The following is a 15,719-nucleotide window of genomic DNA, read 5'->3' as shown; positions in this document are numbered from 1 at the left end:
TTGCCGCTGGCGGTTTCGCTCTTACAGCGAGTCCCTTTGGCAAACGCCCCAAAGGAACCAAAGGTCTGGGCCCCGGCGTTCGGCCCGCTCGCTGGGGCTCGGGGTTCCTTCGCTCCGGAATTGATCCGGGGGCATCGCTTCCGGTTTGCTTCGCTGCACCTCCTTTCGATGTATTCGACTTCGTCGAACGGCGCTTCGCGCCCACCCCCGGATCAATCCCTCCACTCAGCCTGCCGAAGGGGCCGGTACGGCAAGATCAAGAGCTGCAGCCGAGCTAACGCTCATCCTGTTGAGTGGTGAGAAGCGAAGCGGGGCGGGGGGGGGTGCTGTTTTTGCTTTTGCTTTTGCTTTGGCTTTGGCTTTGGCTTTGGCTTTGGCTTTGGCTTTTGTTTTTCTGTGGGAGCGAGCCTGCTCGCGAAGGCGGCCTGACAGCCGACCGATCTCTGCCTGAATGCGCGCGGCCGAAATTGTGGGAGCTGGCTTGCCAGCGATGGCGTCCTGACAGCCCCCGGTTTTCTATCTGAATGCCCCGAGCCCAAATCGTGGTAGCGAGCCTGCTCGCGAAGGCGGCCTGACAGCCGACCGATCTCTTCCTGAATGCGCGTGCCGAAATTGTGGGAGCTGGCTTGCCAGCGATGGCGTCCTGACAGGCTCCCGGTTTTCTATCTGAATGCCCCGAGCCCAAATTGTGGGAGCGAGCCTGCTCGCGAAGGCGGCCTGACAGCCGAGCGATTTCTGCCTGAATGCGCGTGCCGAAATTGTGGGAGCTGGCTTGCCAGCGATGGCGTCCTGATAGCCCCCGGTTTTCTATCTGAATGCCCCGAGCCCAAATTGTGGGAGCGAGCCTGCTCGCGAAGGCGGCCTGACAGCCGACCGATTTCTGCCTGAATGCGCGCGACCGAAATTGTGGGAGCTGGCTTGCCAGCGATGGCGTCCTGACAGGCTCCCGCTTTTCTATCTGAATGCCCCGAGCCCAAATTGTGGGAGCGAGCCTGCTCGCGAAGGCGGCCTGACAGCCGACCGATCTCTGCCTGAATGCGCGCGACCGAAATTGTGGGAGCTGGCTTGCCAGCGATGGCGTCCGACAGGCTCCAAGTTTTCTATCTGACTACCCCGAGCCCAAATTGTGGGAGCGAGCCTGCTCGCGAAAGCGGCCTGACAGCCGACCGATCTCTTCCTGAATGCGCGTGCCGAAATTGTAGGAGCTGGCTTGCCAGCGATGGCGTCCGACAGGCTCCCGGTTTTCTATCTGAATGCCCCGAGCCCAAATTGTGGGAGCGAGCCTGCTCGCGAAGGCGGCCTGAAAAGCAAAGTTGTTTAACGGTGTGACAAAAACTAAGAACCTTCCCACATGTTTTTCAGGTTGTCCGTCGGACGTGCGATTTCTAGCCTTTGGTCGTCGCTGCAAAAATCAGCGACCGGGTTTCGCAGCCCGGTTAAACTTCAGACACACAGCGTCCAACATCCGAAAACGGGCGCTTTTTTATGCCTGTGTCATGGCGGCTGTGCGCGGGATACCTTCGGGTATGCCGGGTGCCTGAAGTCCCGGTCTGCGAACCTGCGTACAGCTGCCACCTAACATTCGTTTCGCAGCGAACGGTGGCGGCTCCACTACTTCAGGAGATTTCGCCATGTTCAAACCCACGCCAAACCCGCCCAAACCCATTAATCATCCCAGTACGATCTTCACCGTCCTCCCCGAAGCCGATTCCGAAACACTACTCGCTCACGCCTGTGAAACGCTGGCCTCAGCCAATATCATGGCCACGGAACTGGCGTTCACCCAGGGTGGCCCGACGTGTAGTCATCTTCTGGGTATTCAGCAGATGATCTCCCTCGCAGAGCTGTCGGTGAACCGCGTCCTCGATCAAGTCGATCCGCAAACCTGATGCGCAACAAAAAGCCCGCTGGACCTGTGAGGTTCAGCGGGCTTTTTGTCGTTCAGAACTTTACAACGTGCCGAACACTTTCTTCGCCAGACTCGTCGCCGCAGCGGCCGGGTTCTTGCGCAGGGTTTCTTCCTGTTTGCCGATCATTTCAAACAAGCCGTTGAGCGCTTGCTCGGTGACGTAGTTTTCGACGTTCGCGCTCTTCGCATCGACAACGCCAAACGCAGCAGCCTGACCAGCGAACGAGTTGTACTTCTGTGCCACGCCAACCTTGTCGGTGGCTTGTTTGACGATGGGCAGGAATTTGGCGCGGATCTGTTCGCGGCTGGATTTGTCCAGGTATTGGGTGGCCGAGTCGGTGCCGCCGCTGAGGATGCCTTTGGCGTCGGCGACGCTCATTTTCTTCACGGCGTCGACGAGGATCGGCTGGGCCTGGGTTACGGCAGTTTCCGCGGCTTTGTTCATGGCGGTCTCCAGCTCTTCGACCTGGGCGCCCATGCCGAAGGCTTTCATCTTACTGGCGGCTTTGCCGAGTTTGCCGGGCAGTTCGATTTTCACGTCAGGGTTGTTGGAGAAACCGCCCGGGGTACCTAATTGTTTGACGGCCAGTTGCGCGCCTTGGGTCAGGGCATCCTTGAGGCCGCCGGTGGCGTCTTGCTGCGACAGGTCGGCGAGCGACAGCGCCAGCACGTTGGCGGAGATCATCAGGCCCGCGCACAGGCCGGCGAAGCGAAGGGTAGGGCGGAACATGGCAGCTTCCTTGATAGGCAATTAGCGAATGGCGTCGACGCGGATTTTCAGCGGCTGCGGATCGTTGCCGTCGAGTTGCACGGCGTGGTTTTCGGTGGTGATGAACATCAGTTCACCGTTGACCTCAATGCGTGCGCTGACCGAATAGCGGTGGCCGGGTTTGACTTGCGCCGGATCGTAGGTCAAGTGGAACGGCAGTGGCACCTGACCTTTGACCGGGCCTTTCTGTTCATCGAGCACCACGGCCGGGGCGTCGGCCAGCGATACGTCTTGCAGGCTCACGCTAAGGGTCGCGCTTGGTGGCAGGGCGATGCGTTGCAGGTAGAACACTTCGCCGTCGAGGCTGGCCTTGCCGGCGGGTGTGGTCGATTGGCAGGCGCTCAATAGAGTGGCGGCTGCGAGCAAGGTGAGTTTTTTCATGACTGATTTCCTACAGGTAAACATCAAACTTCGGGCTCTGCGGTGACTTGATCGGCCGCATCTTCACTGCGATGCAGCGCCACCTGACGGATCGACAAGCGAATCTCCGCCGGCAACACGCGTTTGGCCGCGCCTTCGGCCAGTTCCCCGAGCAGTTCGTGGTAGCTCAGTTTACCGGCGTCGTCGCGACGCAAAACGTCGAGGTCGAGCAGGGTCTGGATGAAATGGCGGAACAGGCTTTTGTCGAAGAATTCCGGGGCATTGAGGCCGTGCAGGATCGACAGGCGCTGGGCCATGACGGTGCACAGGTCTTCCAGTTCTTCGGCGCTGATGGTGTTCTGCCCGGCGTTGAGCAGCAGCGACACGGTCATGTAGAAGCGCTGCAAGGTCTGCGCGATGCTTTTCGACAGCAGGGTCAGTAACACGAAGTGCCGCGAACTTGGCGCCGGGCGCATGTACACCTCTTTCTCGAAGCGCAGCAGACCTTGCTCGACAAACGCTTGCAGCCACTGATCGACCACGGCGTCGAGTTCGTCCAGCGTCCAGCGGATGAACAACTCCGATTGCAGGTACGGGTACAGGGCACGGGTGTAGCGCAGGATCTGTTCGCGGCTCATGCGCGAGGTGCTCTGGAAGAAGCTCGCCAGCAGCGACGGCAGCGCGAAAATGTGCAGCACGTTGTTGCGGTAGTAGGTCATCAGGACGGCATTTTGCTCGTCGAGATAAAGGATCTTGCCCAGCGCATCGTTTTGCTCGGACAGCAGATCCATGTCCTTCACATGCTCGATCAACGCGCGGCCATCGCCTTCGGGCAATGTGGTGTGCGGCGAGTAGGGAACCTTGCGCAGCAGCGCCAGGTACAGATCCAGCACCCGTGCCATCGCCCGATCGTCCAGCGCCAGGCGTGTGGTCGACAGGAGGGCGAGCGCGACCAGATTCACCGGGTTGATCGCCGCCGCTTCGTTCAGATGCTGCGCGACTTTTTCGCCGAGACGATGGGTGGTTTCGTTGAGCCACGCCGGTTTGAATTGCGGACCGAGTTCCTGTTGGCGCCAGTCCGGCTGTTCGCTGTCGAGGAACTCCGCCAGTTTGATCGGCTCGCCGAAGTTGACCGCGACCTGACCGAAGCGCTGCTTGAGTGCGCCGATGACTTTGAAGATGTCGAAGATCGACTCTTTCTTCTTGCTCGCGCCGCGCAGTTCACCGAGGTAGGTGCGACCTTCCAGCACCCGCTCGTAACCGATGTACACCGGTACGAACACAATGGGCATCCGCGACGAGCGCAGGAAACTGCGCATCGTGATCGCGAGCATCCCGGTTTTCGGTTGCAGCATGCGTCCGGTGCGCGAGCGACCGCCCTCGACGAAGTATTCGACCGGGAAACCTTTGGTGAACAGGGTGTGCAGGTATTCGTTGAACACCGAGGTGTACAGCGGGTTGCCCTTGAACGTGCGGCGCATGAAGAACGCGCCGCCACGGCGCAGCAGGCTGCCGATCACCGGCATGTTCAGGTTGATCCCGGCGGCGATGTGCGGCGGGGTCAGGCCGTTGCGGAACAGCAGGTACGAGAGCAGCAGGTAGTCGATGTGGCTGCGGTGGCACGGCACGTAGATCACTTCGTGACCCTGCGCGACGTTCTGTACGCCTTCGATGTGGTTGACCTTGATGCCGTCGTAGATCTTGTTCCAGAACCAGCTCAGCACCACTTCAAGAAAGCGGATCGCGGTGTAGGTGTAGTCCGAGGCGATCTCGTTGCCATAGCGCAGGGCCTGGGCCTTGGCTTTTTCCGGCGAAATGTTTTCGCGTTCGGCTTCGTCGAGGATCGCTTGCTTGACCAGCGGCTGGTTGAGCAGACCCTTCACCAGATTACGCCGGTGGGAAATGTCCGGGCCGATAACGGCGGCTTTGAGATTGCGAAAGTGCACGCGCAGGATTCGCTGGGCCATGCGCACGGTGCGTTCGTGGCCCTTGTTGTGATCGATCAGTTCGCGCAGATGAATTGGCGCGGAGAATTGCACGCGGGTCTTGCGCCCGAGAATCATGATGCTCAGCAGTCGACGCAAGCGCCCGGTGACTGCCCAGCTGTCGGCGAACAACAGCTTCCACGGACTCGATTCGCTGTCCGGCGACTGGCCCCAGAACACACTGACCGGAATGATCTGCGCGTCTTCGGCGGCGTTCTGGGTGAGGGCGCTGACAAGACGCGTCAGGGTCGGCGGCGCACCGCGTTTGTCCTGACGGCCGAGCCAGTCCGGGTCCGGCGTCAAGTAGAAGAACGCGGCCGGCTCCAGCAGATTACCCACCGACACCGCCAGCACTGGCCGTGGCAGGCCGGCCTTGGTGCACTCGGTGTCGAGCACGGCCAGATCGGTCAGCGAAGGGTTTTGCAGGACGTAGAACACCGGACGACTGCGGTCGAGGTTGAGGGTGAACGACGACTGGTTAATGGTCTCCGAGCGAACCCAGAGATACAACAGTCGGCGCAAGGTGCCAAACACAAGACGGCGGAACGGGGAACGGGTCATACGGCTTCTGCGTGAGTGGATAGAACCGAGCGTTTGCTCGGGTGGGCAGGGGGGCGTTCTTCATGAGTTTTCGTGCGGCGTGAAAACTCATGAAGAACGCCCCCTAGTGTGACGGATTCATCGAAAATCGGCAAAAAAGCGGCGAAGTAATCTCCTGTTGAGAGTTTTCGCGCCTGTCTTATACTCGGCATTCTGTCGCCGGGGCCCTTCAATGGCCGCCGGACACAGGCTGACGTTCCTCAAAGGCTTTCCTGCGAAAAGCCTGTCCAATAATAAAAAAGGAGTATGAACAGATGGCAACACGTGAAACCGGCAACGTGAAGTGGTTCAACGACGCCAAGGGCTACGGCTTTATTCAGCGCGAAGACGGGGTGGACGTATTCGTGCACTACCGCGCAATTCGCGGCGAAGGGCACCGCTCGCTGGCGGAAGGTCAGCAGGTCGAGTACGCCGTGGTGACGGGGGAGAAGGGTTTGCAGGCTGAGGATGTAGTCGGGCTGTAGGCTTGAGCTACAAGCTACAAGCTACAAGCTACGAGCTACAAGCTACAAGCTACAAGCGGTCAGCTCGAGGCTTTCAGCTTGTAGCTTGCAGCTGCTTTTATGCCGTTTTCCAGGTGATCTCTTCTTCACCGTCTTCGCTGATACGCATCCAGCGATCCGCCGTCTCCTCACCTTCTTCCTCGACCCACGTGCCCGGCGCGCAACGCACTTCGACGTTCAGCGCGGCAAAGGCTGCGCGGGCGCAGGCGATGTCGTCGTCCCACGGGGTCGCATCGCTTTCCAGGTACAGGCTGTTCCACTTGCCCACGGCTTTTGGCAGCCAGGTGACCGGGACGTTGCCGGCCTTGCACTTGTAGGTCTGGCCTTTCTGTACCCAGTCGCTGCACGGGCCCAGCGCGGCGCCGAGCCAGGCGGAGATGGCCTTGTGGTCGACGTCGGCGTCTTTCAGGTAAATCTCGATGTCCGGTTGGCGCATGGATGTCCTCACTGCGGGTCTGAAAAATCCATTCGCGGATTTAGCCGGCCCCGGGCATTTGCCCGAGACCAATAGTTATTGAAGAACGAAATAATCGTAGCGCATCGACACAGTGGTCTCGAACGGCTCGGCCTGCTCGATCACTGTTGCACGACGCTCGGCACTGGCGCGCCAGCCGTGGGGTGTCATCGCCAGGAGGTTGGCGCGATCCTGCGGCTTGTCCAGCGTCAGCTTGAATTCCAGGGTTTCACTGTGCGCCAGCGCCATGCCTTGCGGCACCAGGGCCAGATGCTTGTCGTCGGTGTATTCGCGCACTTCGTCGTACAGGCTTTCGCGCAGTTCCATCAGATGGCCGCTGGTCGGGCCGACTTTCATCAATCCGCCGCCGACGCTTAACAGGCGTTTGGCTTCTTCCCAATCCAATGGACTGAAGACGCTGGCGAGAAACTGGCAGCTGCCCGACGCCAATGGCACGCGGGCCATGCTGGCGATCAACCAGGTCAGTTGCGGATTGCGTTTGCAGGCGCGTTTGACGGCTTCACGCGAGATGTCCAGTGCGTAGCCATCGGCATCCGGCAGCGCATCGGCGATCTGCGCGGTGTAGTAACCCTCACCACAACCGATGTCGACCCAGCGTGCCGGCGCGTAACTCGCCGCCAGCTCGGCCAGACGCTTGGCCACCGGTGCGTAATGCCCGGCGTTCAAGAAATCACGGCGGGCCTCGACCATCGCCTGATTGTCGCCAGGATCGCGGCTGTTTTTGTGCTGCACCGGCAGCAGGTTCAGGTAACCCTGCCGCGCACGGTCAAAACGATGCCCGGCGGGACAGACCACGCCGTTGTCCACCGCATTCAGCGGCTCACTGCAGATCGGGCACGCGAGCATCAGGCGAGCAACTTGATCATGGTCTGGTAGTAAATCTCGGTCAGCACATCGAGATCGGCCGCCAGCACACGCTCGTTGACCTGGTGAATGGTCGCGTTGACCGGGCCCAGTTCAACCACTTGCGTGCCCATGGTCGCGATGAAACGGCCGTCGGAGGTGCCGCCGCTGGTCGAAGCCTTGGTCTGGCGACCGGTGATGTCCTTGATGCTCGCCGACACCGCGTCGAGCAGTGCGCCCGGCTCGGTGAGGAACGGCAGGCCGGACAGCGCCCAATCGATGTGCCAGTCCAGGTCATGTTTGTCGAGGATGTCGGCAACGCGTTTCTGCAGGCCTTCGACAGTCGATTCAGTGGAAAAGCGGAAGTTGAACACGGCCACCAGATCACCCGGAATCACGTTGGTCGCGCCAGTGCCGGAATTGACGTTGGAAATCTGGAAACTGGTCGGCGGGAAGAAATCGTTGCCGTGATCCCAGTGCTCGGCGGCCAGTTCGGCCAGCGCTGGCGCGGCGAGGTGGATCGGGTTCTTGGCCAGGTGCGGATAGGCCACGTGGCCCTGAATGCCTTTGACGGTGAGCTTGGCGCCCAGCGAGCCGCGACGGCCGTTTTTCACCACGTCGCCGACCAGCGTGGTGCTCGACGGTTCGCCGACGATGCACCAGTCCAGACGCTCGTTACGTGCGGCCAAACGCTCAACCACAGCCTTGGTGCCGTGGTGCGCCGGGCCTTCTTCGTCGCTGGTGATCAGGAAGGCGACCTTGCCTTTGTGGTTCGGGTAGTCGGCGACGAAGCGCTCGGCGGCGACGGTCATCGACGCCAGGCTGCCTTTCATGTCCGCCGCGCCACGGCCGCAGAGCATGCCGTGTTCATCGATCAGCGCGTTGAACGGGTCGATCTGCCAGGCAGTCACCGGACCGGTCGGCACCACGTCGGTGTGACCGGCGAAACACAGCACCGGGCCATCGTTGTTGCCGTGGGTGGCCCAGAAGTTATCCACGTCTTCAATGCGCATCGGCTCCAGTTTGAAACCGGCATCGCCCAGGCGCTGCATCATCTGCTTCTGGCAGTCGGCGTCGACCGGCGTCACAGACGGACGGCGGATCAGGTCGATGGCGAGTTGAAGGGTCGGCGAAAGGTCGGCGTGGGCCGTCATGGAAAACTCCGAAAACTTGAAATTGGGCAAGGGCCAATGTGGGAGCGAGCCTGCTCGCGAATGCGGTGTGTCAGTCAACATAATCGGTGATTGTTACAACGCCTTCGCGAGCAGGCTCGCTCCCACAGGGGATTGAGTTCGGTCAGTAAGACCGGTTATCACGCCAAGCCCCGCAAAATGGCGGTTATCTTAAAGCAAAACGGCGACCATTGGCCGCCGTTTAGTGCATCGACAAGGAATTAGACGGCCGGTGCGGGCTCAGGCGCCGCCGCCGGTTTTGGCAGCGACGACAGGAACGCCATGATCAGCGCGGCCAGATACGGCAGCGACTGCACCAGCAACATGACCACCCAGAAACGCATGTCGTTGCTCGGCATGCCGTTGACCAGATAGATCCCCAGCGCCGCGCCCCACAACAGCAGCATGATGAACAGCTCTTCGCGTGCTTCGGAGATCGCCACCCAGAAACCGTGGTTATCAGCGTTTTTCGGCGTGCGGAAGAACGGAATGCTGCTGGTGAAGAAACCGTACAACACCGCTTTGGCAATGGTGTGCGACAACGCCAGCCCGGCCAGCGCGGCGCAGAACGCATCCTTGAGGTTCACGCCAACGGCGCGACGGTACAGGAAGATGATCTTGCCAACCTTGAACACAAACAGCGCCAACGGCGGGATCGCGAAAATCAGCAGCGGCGGATCGACCCGTTGCGGCACGATGATCATCGCCGCCGACCACAGCAGCGCGCCGACGGTGAAGAAGATGTTCATGCCGTCCGCGACCCACGGCAACCAGCCCGCAAGGAAGTGGTAGCGCTGACCGCGAGTCAATTCGGTGTCCTTGCCGCGCAGCAGGCTGCCGGTGTGGCGCTTGATGATCTGAATCGCACCGTAGGCCCAGCGGAAGCGCTGCTTCTTGAAGTCGATGAACGTATCCGGCATCAGGCCCTTGCCGTAGCTGTCGTGGTAATACGCCGCCGACAGGCCTTTTTCGAATACGCGCAGACCGAGTTCGGCATCCTCGCAGATACACCAGTCGGCCCAGCCCAACTCTTCCAGAACCGAACGGCGAGTCATGGTCATGGTGCCGTGCTGGATGATCGCGTCACGGTCGTTGCGGGTGACCATGCCGATATGGAAGAAGCCTTTGTACTCGGCGTAGCAGAGCTTTTTGAAGGTGCTTTCGTTCTGGTCGCGGTAATCCTGCGGCGACTGCACCACGGCGATTTTCGGGTCGGCGAAGTGCGGCACCATGTGCTTGAGCCAGTTCGGCGACACGCAGTAGTCGGAGTCGATGACCGCGATCACTTCGGCATCCTTGGCGGTGTGCGGAAGCAGGTAATTCAGCGCGCCGCCCTTGAAGCCGGCCAATGGCGAAACGTGGAAGAACTTGAAGCGCGGGCCGAGGGTTTCGCAGTAGTCGCGCACCGGCTCCCACACCGCCGGGTCCTTGGTGTTGTTGTCGATGATCAGGACTTCGTAGTCCGGGTAATCGAGAGCCGCCAAGGCGTCGAGGGTCTGTTTGACCATCTCCGGCGGCTCGTTGTAGCACGGCACATGGATCGACACTTTCGGGCGGTAGTCCGAGTCACCCACCACCGGCAGGAATTCGCGTCGACGTTTGTGAATCCACACCGCTTCGGCCAGTTCATGGGCCTCGGTGAGTAACACGATGAACACCCCGAACGCACCAAGTGCCAGCAGGAAACCCACCGTCAGACTGAACCACGTGCTGTATTGGAGGCTGTAGTCGTAACCGATCCACACCAGCACCGACCCGCAAAGGAAGGCGATAAAGGTCAGGAAGACGCGTCCACGCTGGCGCAGCGCCGAGCCATCGATCATCAGCAACGTCAGCGACAACAGCGCCAGCACGACCGAGCCGACTGCCAGCACGCGCCACTGTGGGATCGCTACCACCGGGCCTTCGAAATTGAATTTCTGCTGGCGCGCGGCGTTAAACACGCCCCAATACGCGCCGACCGAACCTTCGTCGCTCGCCTTCCACGGCTGGTCGAACGCTTCGATCACGAAGTAGTTGAAGCCCTGGCGATTGAGCTTGTTGACCAGCGTGCGCAGGTAGATCGCCTGATCCGCCGGCGACGCATCAGCGCCACCGCGCATGCGACCGTTGCTCGGCCAGCCGATTTCAGACAGCAGCAACGGTTTTTTCGGGAACATCTTTTTCAGGTCGCGGGCACGGTCGAAAACGAACTGGCCGGCCTTGTCGACCGGGATGAATTCCCAGTAAGGAAGAACGTGCGCGGCGATCAGGTCAACGTGCTTGGCCAGTTCCGGGTGTTCTTCCCAGACGTGCCACTGTTCGGACGTGGTGACCGGCACTTTTACCGCAGCACGAACCCGGTCGAGCAGCACGCTGAGTTGTTCAGCGGTGATTTCCTTACGGAAGATCGCTTCGTTACCGACCACCACGCGAACCACACTGCGCGACGTGTTGGCCAGTTCGATGGCGCGAGTGATTTCCCGTTCATTGCGCTCTTCATCGGGGCTGATCCAGATCCCCAAAGTCACGCGCAGACCGAACTCTTCAGCCAGTTTCGGAATGTCTTGCAGGGAGCCGTCGACCGAGTAGATACGGATGTTATCCGTCAACTTGCTCATGATCTCGAGGTCGCGGCGCATCTCGTCGTCAGACGGATACTGGTCCTTCTGTGGGTACTGTCCCTGCTGGAACGGCGAATAAGAGAAACCGGAGATCTGTTCCGGCCAGTTGGGCGCAGAGACCGGGCGATTGATCAGCGCCCAGAAACCAGTGAACAGGGCGGCGATTGCCAGAACCACCACCAGGTTGAGACCAAATTTACGCGATGACATAGCTGTTTCGGGTTCCAAAGGCTGTGGAACGAAGGATCGGTAGGCTATACGCCAAAGGGGCGCGCATCCTACACCGGTAGTTCGCCAGTCGTACAACGGACGGGGAAATTACTCACATTTGGCAAGTGCCGTTGACTTAAGTTCTTACACTTGTCGCTTGAAGCTTAAAACTTGTGGCTGCGTAGCCCTATAATGCGCGCCGGTTTTTGGGGTAATGGTCATGAGTACAGAAGATCCGCGGTTTGCAGGCATTGCCCGTTTGTATGGCATCGAAGGCATGGAGCGCTTGCGCGCGGCCCATGTGGCGATCGTCGGCGTCGGTGGCGTCGGTTCCTGGGCGGCGGAAGCCATTGCGCGCTGTGGCGTGGGCGAGATTTCGCTGTTCGACCTCGACGACGTCTGTGTCAGCAACGCCAACCGCCAGTTGCACGCGCTGGACAGCACCGTCGGCAAACCCAAGGTCGAGGTGATGGCCGAGCGTCTGCGCGGGATCAACCCGGACTGTACGGTGCACGCCGTGGCGGATTTCGTCACCCGCGAGACCATGGCCGAATACATCACGCCGAACATCGACTGCGTGATCGACTGCATCGACGCGGTCAACGCCAAAGCGGCGCTGATCGCCTGGTGCAAGCGCCGCAAGATTCAGATCATCACCACCGGTGGCGCGGGTGGGCAGATTGATCCGACGCTGATTCAGGTCTGTGACCTCAACCGCACGTTCAACGATCCGCTGGCTTCGAAAGTGCGCTCGACATTGCGCCGTGATTACGGGTTCTCGCGCACCGTGACCCGCCATTACAGCGTGCCGTGCGTGTTCTCCACCGAGCAACTGCGCTATCCGAAACCGGACGGCAGCATTTGTTTGCAGAAGAGTTTTGTCGGCGACGGCGTGAAGCTGGACTGCGCAGGCGGGTTTGGCGCGGTGATGATGGTCACGGCGACGTTCGGGATGGTTGCGGCGACCAAGGCTGTGGACAAGATTGTGGCGGGTGTTCGGCGCCCGGCGGAGCGGGTCAAACCTCAGGTTTGAGGTTGCCAGTGATGGCCCCTTCGCGAGCAGGCTCGCTCCCACACTGGAATGCGTTCACATGTGGGAGCGAGCCTGCTCGCGAAGGCGATCAACCTGCCAACTCATTCATCCGCTTGAGCACAGCATTCAGGCCATTGCTGCGTGACGGCGACAACTGTCGCGACAGCCCCAACTGACTGAACCAGTCCGGCAAATCCACTTGCTGCAACTCATTAGCGGTCAGGCCATTGACTCGCAACAGCAGCAACGCCACCAATCCACGAATCATCCGTGCATCGCTGCTCGCTGCGAACTGCCAGTGGCCATCCTGTAACGCGCCGACCAGCCACACCTGGCTTTCACAGCCATGTACCCGGTTGGCGTCGCACTTGTGCGCGTCATTCAACGGCGGCAGACGATCACCAAACTGCATCAACAACCGCGCCCGCTGTTCCCAGCCGGCGGCATTCTGAAACGTTTGCAGCGCCTCGGCGGCCTCTACCGGCAAGCTCATCGCAACAACTCCAGCGCCTGATCCAGCGCTTCAAAGAACCGTTCCAGGTCCTCGGAATCGTTGTACAGCGCCAGCGACACCCGAATCGCCCCCGCCAACTCGAAACGCTTCAGCAGTGGCATCGCGCAGTGATGACCCGCACGCACGGCAATGCCTTGCTCGGTCAGCAGGTGTGCGAGATCGGCGTTGTGCACGCCTTCAACAACAAAACTGGCCAGCGCCAGTTGCGGTTTGCCCAGCAGACGAATGCCGTTACGCGCCGCAAGGCCGCGCAACAGATAGTCATGCAACGCCGCTTCGTGTGCTGATACCGCGTCCTGATCCAGCCCGGCCAGATAGTCGAGGGTCGCACCGAGGCCGATCACGCTGGCAATCGGCGGCGTGCCCGCCTCAAAACCCAGTGGAGCAGGGCGGAAACGTGCGTCGTGATAGTTGGCTTCCAGGACCATTTCGCCACCGAACTGCCACGGCTTTAGCTGTTCAAGCGCCATGTTGCGCCCAAATAGCACGCCGAGGCCATCGGGGCCATACAGCTTATGGCTGGAAAACACGTAGAAGTCGCAACCCAGTGCCTGCACGTCATGCCGACCGTGAACCACACCTTGCGCGCCATCAACCACGGTCAGTGCGTTGTGCGCCTTGGCCATGCCCAGCAGCGCCGGCAAGGGTTGCCAGGCACCGAGCACGTTGGACAACTGGCTGACCGCCAGCAAGCGCGTACGCGAGCCGATCAGGTGCACAGCGGCGGCGAGGTCGATCAAACCGTCGGCGTCCAGTGGCAGGATCACCAGCTTCAGTTGACGACGTTGTGCCAGTTGCTGCCACGGCAGCAGGTTGGCGTGATGCTCCAGAGCGCTGATGACAATTTCATCGCCCGGCTGGAAAAGATGTTCCAGGCCATAAGCCAGGAGATTCAGCGCGCTGGTGGCGCCGTGGGTAAAGATGATCTGTCCGCTGTCACCGGCATTGAGCCATTGCGCAACTTTCAGCCGACTGTCTTCGAACGCCTGGGTGGCATGGGCCCCGGGCAGGTGTTGTGCGCGGTGCACATTGGCCGCGCCGTTAGCGTAGTAATGCGTCAGCGCGTCGAGCAGGGCTTGAGGTTTCTGGGTGGTGGCGGCGTTATCCAGATAGGTCTGGTCTTGCCGTTGCAGGGCGGCGATGGCCGGGAAATCGGCGCGCCAGGGAGAAGGAATCATCACGGTTTTCAGCCCTGGAGAAGATGGGCGGGATGTACGCCAAACCTGGTGGGAGCGAGCCTGCTCGCGAAGGCGTCCTTGAAGACGCCAAAAGCATCGCGAGCAGACTCGCTCCCACAGGTGCCTACGGCAATTTAGTTGTGAGCGTGCAGTGCTTCGTTCAGCTCGATCGCCGATTTGTGGGTTTTGCATTCCACCGCACCGGTTTCCGAATTGCGACGGAACAGCAGGTCGGTCTGGCCGGCCAGTTCACGGGCCTTCACAACTTTAACCAGATTGTTGTGTTCATCCAGCAGCGCGACTTTGGTGCCGGCGGTCACGTACAGGCCCGACTCGACAGTGTTGCGGTCGCCCAACGGAATACCGATACCGGCGTTGGCGCCGATCAGGCAGCCTTCGCCAACCTTGATCACGATGTTGCCGCCGCCCGACAGGGTGCCCATGGTCGAGCAACCGCCGCCCAGGTCCGAACCCTTGCCGACGAAGACGCCAGCCGACACGCGGCCTTCGATCATGCCCGGGCCTTCGGTGCCGGCGTTGAAGTTGATGAAACCTTCGTGCATCACGGTGGTGCCTTCGCCCACGTAAGCACCCAGACGCAGACGCGCGGCGTCAGCGATACGCACGCCGGCCGGTACCACGTAGTCGGTCATTTTCGGGAACTTGTCCACCGAGAACACTTCCAGCAGCTCGCCACGCAGACGCGCTTCGAGTTGCATTTCCGCCAGTTCGCTCAGGTCGATTGCGCCCTGGCTGGTCCATGCAACGTTCGGCAGCAGCGGGAAGATCCCGGCCAGGCTCACGCCGTGCGGCTTGACCAGACGGTGCGACAGCAGATGCAGCTTCAAGTACGCCTCAGGCGTGGAGGTCAGTTGCGCGTCTTCAGCCAGCAAAGTGGCGACCAGTGGCTTGTGGCTCTCGGCCAGACGGGTTAGCAGTTTGCCTTGAACGGCGTCAATGCCTTTGACTGCTTCAGCCAGTTGCGCCGCTTGTGCGGTGGTGAAGGTGATGGCCTGGTTGCCTTCGGTGTAACCGAGGATCGGCGCAACAGCAGCGACCAGTTCGGCCGAAGGATTGAGCAGTGGCTGTGCGTAAAACACTTCGAGCCAGGCGCCCTGACGGTTTTGCGTGCCGACACCGAAAGCGATGCTGAACAGAGAGTTGGACATGTGAATACCTCTACAAAGAGTGACGGGCTGCTTACTTCAGAGCGGCCGCGTAGATATCTGGCTTGAAGCCAATCAGGGTTCGGTCACCGAGATCGAGCACCGGGCGCTTGATCATCGAGGGTTGGGCGAGCATCAGTTCGATGGCTTTTGCTTGGTCGAGATCGGCTTTACGTTCGTCGTCGAGTTTGCGAAAGGTCGTGCCTGCGCGGTTCAACACCGTTTGCCAGCCGTGCTCGTCACACCATTGGATCAGGTGTTCACGGTCGATACCGGCGGTTTTGTAGTCGTGAAAGTCATAGGCGACAGCGTGTTCATCAAGCCAGGTGCGCGCCTTTTTCATGGTGTCGCAGGCTTTGATGCCGAAAAGGTGCAACGTTTTACTTGAAACGGTCAAGG

At 60.5% G+C, this 15,719-nt stretch carries 14 protein-coding genes; 3 read left to right on the top strand and 11 right to left on the bottom strand.

From position 1 onward, the window contains the following. Nucleotides 1-1,631 precede the first annotated feature (1,631 nt). Nucleotides 1,632-1,889: a DUF6124 family protein gene (locus IEQ42_RS02805; protein WP_210702480.1), complete on the top strand. Its 258-nt coding sequence runs from the start codon at nt 1,632-1,634 to the stop codon at nt 1,887-1,889. A 60-nt stretch (nt 1,890-1,949) separates the two neighbouring features. Here IEQ42_RS02805 and IEQ42_RS02800 read toward each other — a convergent pair whose 3' ends face one another. From IEQ42_RS02800 to plsB, 3 genes are read right to left on the bottom strand one after another with little or no spacing between them, the layout of a single operon-like run. Next, a complete protein-coding gene (locus IEQ42_RS02800) occupies nt 1,950-2,639 on the bottom strand; it encodes a DUF4197 domain-containing protein (RefSeq protein WP_210702479.1) in 690 nt (229 codons plus the stop codon). A gap of 21 nt (nt 2,640-2,660) precedes the next feature. After that, nucleotides 2,661-3,059: a YbaY family lipoprotein gene (locus IEQ42_RS02795; RefSeq protein WP_115146377.1), complete on the bottom strand. Its 399-nt coding sequence runs from the start codon at nt 3,057-3,059 to the stop codon at nt 2,661-2,663. Nucleotides 3,060-3,082: 23 nt separating this feature from the next. After that, complete coding sequence (plsB, locus tag IEQ42_RS02790; RefSeq protein WP_210702478.1) at nt 3,083-5,584, bottom strand: glycerol-3-phosphate 1-O-acyltransferase PlsB; 2,502 nt, start codon at nt 5,582-5,584, stop codon at nt 3,083-3,085. A 293-nt stretch (nt 5,585-5,877) separates the two neighbouring features. Between plsB and IEQ42_RS02785 the strand changes: the two genes are divergently transcribed. Continuing rightward, nucleotides 5,878-6,087, top strand: coding sequence for a cold-shock protein (locus IEQ42_RS02785; protein ID WP_010462862.1), 210 nt, complete (start codon nt 5,878-5,880; stop codon nt 6,085-6,087). Between the two features lie 97 nt (nt 6,088-6,184). Here the strand turns inward: IEQ42_RS02785 and IEQ42_RS02780 are convergent, their stop codons facing one another. From IEQ42_RS02780 to IEQ42_RS02765, 4 genes are all read right to left on the bottom strand, one after another. Continuing rightward, nucleotides 6,185-6,562, bottom strand: coding sequence for a hypothetical protein (locus tag IEQ42_RS02780; protein WP_210702477.1), 378 nt, complete (start codon nt 6,560-6,562; stop codon nt 6,185-6,187). A 75-nt stretch (nt 6,563-6,637) separates the two neighbouring features. Then, entirely contained in the window at nt 6,638-7,447 is an 810-nt protein-coding gene (locus IEQ42_RS02775) for a putative RNA methyltransferase (RefSeq protein ID WP_210702476.1), read from the bottom strand. Further along, nucleotides 7,447-8,598 (bottom strand): succinyl-diaminopimelate desuccinylase, encoded by a 1,152-nt coding sequence (dapE, locus tag IEQ42_RS02770; RefSeq protein ID WP_210622033.1) that lies wholly within the window; start codon nt 8,596-8,598, stop codon nt 7,447-7,449. The genes IEQ42_RS02775 and dapE overlap by 1 nt, the downstream gene beginning before the upstream one ends. A 239-nt stretch (nt 8,599-8,837) precedes the next feature. After that, the gene (locus IEQ42_RS02765) at nt 8,838-11,429 is read right to left on the bottom strand and encodes a glycosyltransferase (protein WP_150594536.1); all 2,592 of its coding nucleotides are present in this window, start codon (nt 11,427-11,429) and stop codon (nt 8,838-8,840) included. A gap of 214 nt (nt 11,430-11,643) precedes the next feature. Between IEQ42_RS02765 and tcdA the strand changes: the two genes are divergently transcribed. Beyond that, entirely contained in the window at nt 11,644-12,462 is an 819-nt protein-coding gene (gene tcdA / locus IEQ42_RS02760) for a tRNA cyclic N6-threonylcarbamoyladenosine(37) synthase TcdA (protein WP_042557865.1), read from the top strand. 88 nt (nt 12,463-12,550) lie between these two features. Here tcdA and IEQ42_RS02755 read toward each other — a convergent pair whose 3' ends face one another. The 4 genes from IEQ42_RS02755 to IEQ42_RS02740 form a co-directional block, all read right to left on the bottom strand. After that, nucleotides 12,551-12,955: a SufE family protein gene (locus IEQ42_RS02755; protein ID WP_210702474.1), complete on the bottom strand. Its 405-nt coding sequence runs from the start codon at nt 12,953-12,955 to the stop codon at nt 12,551-12,553. Further along, nucleotides 12,952-14,157 carry an aminotransferase class V-fold PLP-dependent enzyme gene (locus tag IEQ42_RS02750; RefSeq protein WP_210702473.1) on the bottom strand — a complete coding sequence of 402 codons (1,206 nt, stop codon included), beginning with the start codon at nt 14,155-14,157 and terminating at the stop codon, nt 12,952-12,954. The genes IEQ42_RS02755 and IEQ42_RS02750 overlap by 4 nt, the downstream gene beginning before the upstream one ends. A 131-nt stretch (nt 14,158-14,288) precedes the next feature. Continuing rightward, complete coding sequence (gene dapD, locus IEQ42_RS02745) at nt 14,289-15,323, bottom strand: 2,3,4,5-tetrahydropyridine-2,6-dicarboxylate N-succinyltransferase (RefSeq protein WP_003222105.1); 1,035 nt, start codon at nt 15,321-15,323, stop codon at nt 14,289-14,291. 31 nt (nt 15,324-15,354) lie between these two features. Beyond that, nucleotides 15,355-15,717 (bottom strand): ArsC family reductase, encoded by a 363-nt coding sequence (locus tag IEQ42_RS02740; protein ID WP_210702472.1) that lies wholly within the window; start codon nt 15,715-15,717, stop codon nt 15,355-15,357. Between the last annotated feature and the right edge of the window lie 2 nt (nt 15,718-15,719).

The organism is Pseudomonas iridis (genome assembly GCF_017980685.1).
GTDB lineage: Bacteria > Pseudomonadota > Gammaproteobacteria > Pseudomonadales > Pseudomonadaceae > Aquipseudomonas > Aquipseudomonas iridis.
This window is presented reverse-complemented; position numbering and strand designations above follow the sequence as displayed.

Bases quoted from the DNA above. Each gene is read 5' to 3' on its own strand.
- IEQ42_RS02785 (WP_010462862.1), top strand. From the start codon at position 5,878: ATGGCAACACGTGAAACCGGCAACGTGAAGTGGTTCAACGACGCCAAG.
- IEQ42_RS02805 (WP_210702480.1), top strand. From the start codon at position 1,632: ATGTTCAAACCCACGCCAAACCCGCCCAAACCCATTAATCATCCCAGT.
- IEQ42_RS02795 (WP_115146377.1), bottom strand. From the start codon at position 3,059: ATGAAAAAACTCACCTTGCTCGCAGCCGCCACTCTATTGAGCGCCTGC.
- dapD (WP_003222105.1), bottom strand. From the start codon at position 15,323: ATGTCCAACTCTCTGTTCAGCATCGCTTTCGGTGTCGGCACGCAAAAC.
- IEQ42_RS02775 (WP_210702476.1), bottom strand. From the start codon at position 7,447: ATGCTCGCGTGCCCGATCTGCAGTGAGCCGCTGAATGCGGTGGACAAC.
- dapE (WP_210622033.1), bottom strand. From the start codon at position 8,598: ATGACGGCCCACGCCGACCTTTCGCCGACCCTTCAACTCGCCATCGAC.
- plsB (WP_210702478.1), bottom strand. From the start codon at position 5,584: ATGACCCGTTCCCCGTTCCGCCGTCTTGTGTTTGGCACCTTGCGCCGA.
- IEQ42_RS02765 (WP_150594536.1), bottom strand. From the start codon at position 11,429: ATGTCATCGCGTAAATTTGGTCTCAACCTGGTGGTGGTTCTGGCAATC.
- IEQ42_RS02780 (WP_210702477.1), bottom strand. From the start codon at position 6,562: ATGCGCCAACCGGACATCGAGATTTACCTGAAAGACGCCGACGTCGAC.
- IEQ42_RS02800 (WP_210702479.1), bottom strand. From the start codon at position 2,639: ATGTTCCGCCCTACCCTTCGCTTCGCCGGCCTGTGCGCGGGCCTGATG.
- IEQ42_RS02755 (WP_210702474.1), bottom strand. From the start codon at position 12,955: ATGAGCTTGCCGGTAGAGGCCGCCGAGGCGCTGCAAACGTTTCAGAAT.
- tcdA (WP_042557865.1), top strand. From the start codon at position 11,644: ATGGTCATGAGTACAGAAGATCCGCGGTTTGCAGGCATTGCCCGTTTG.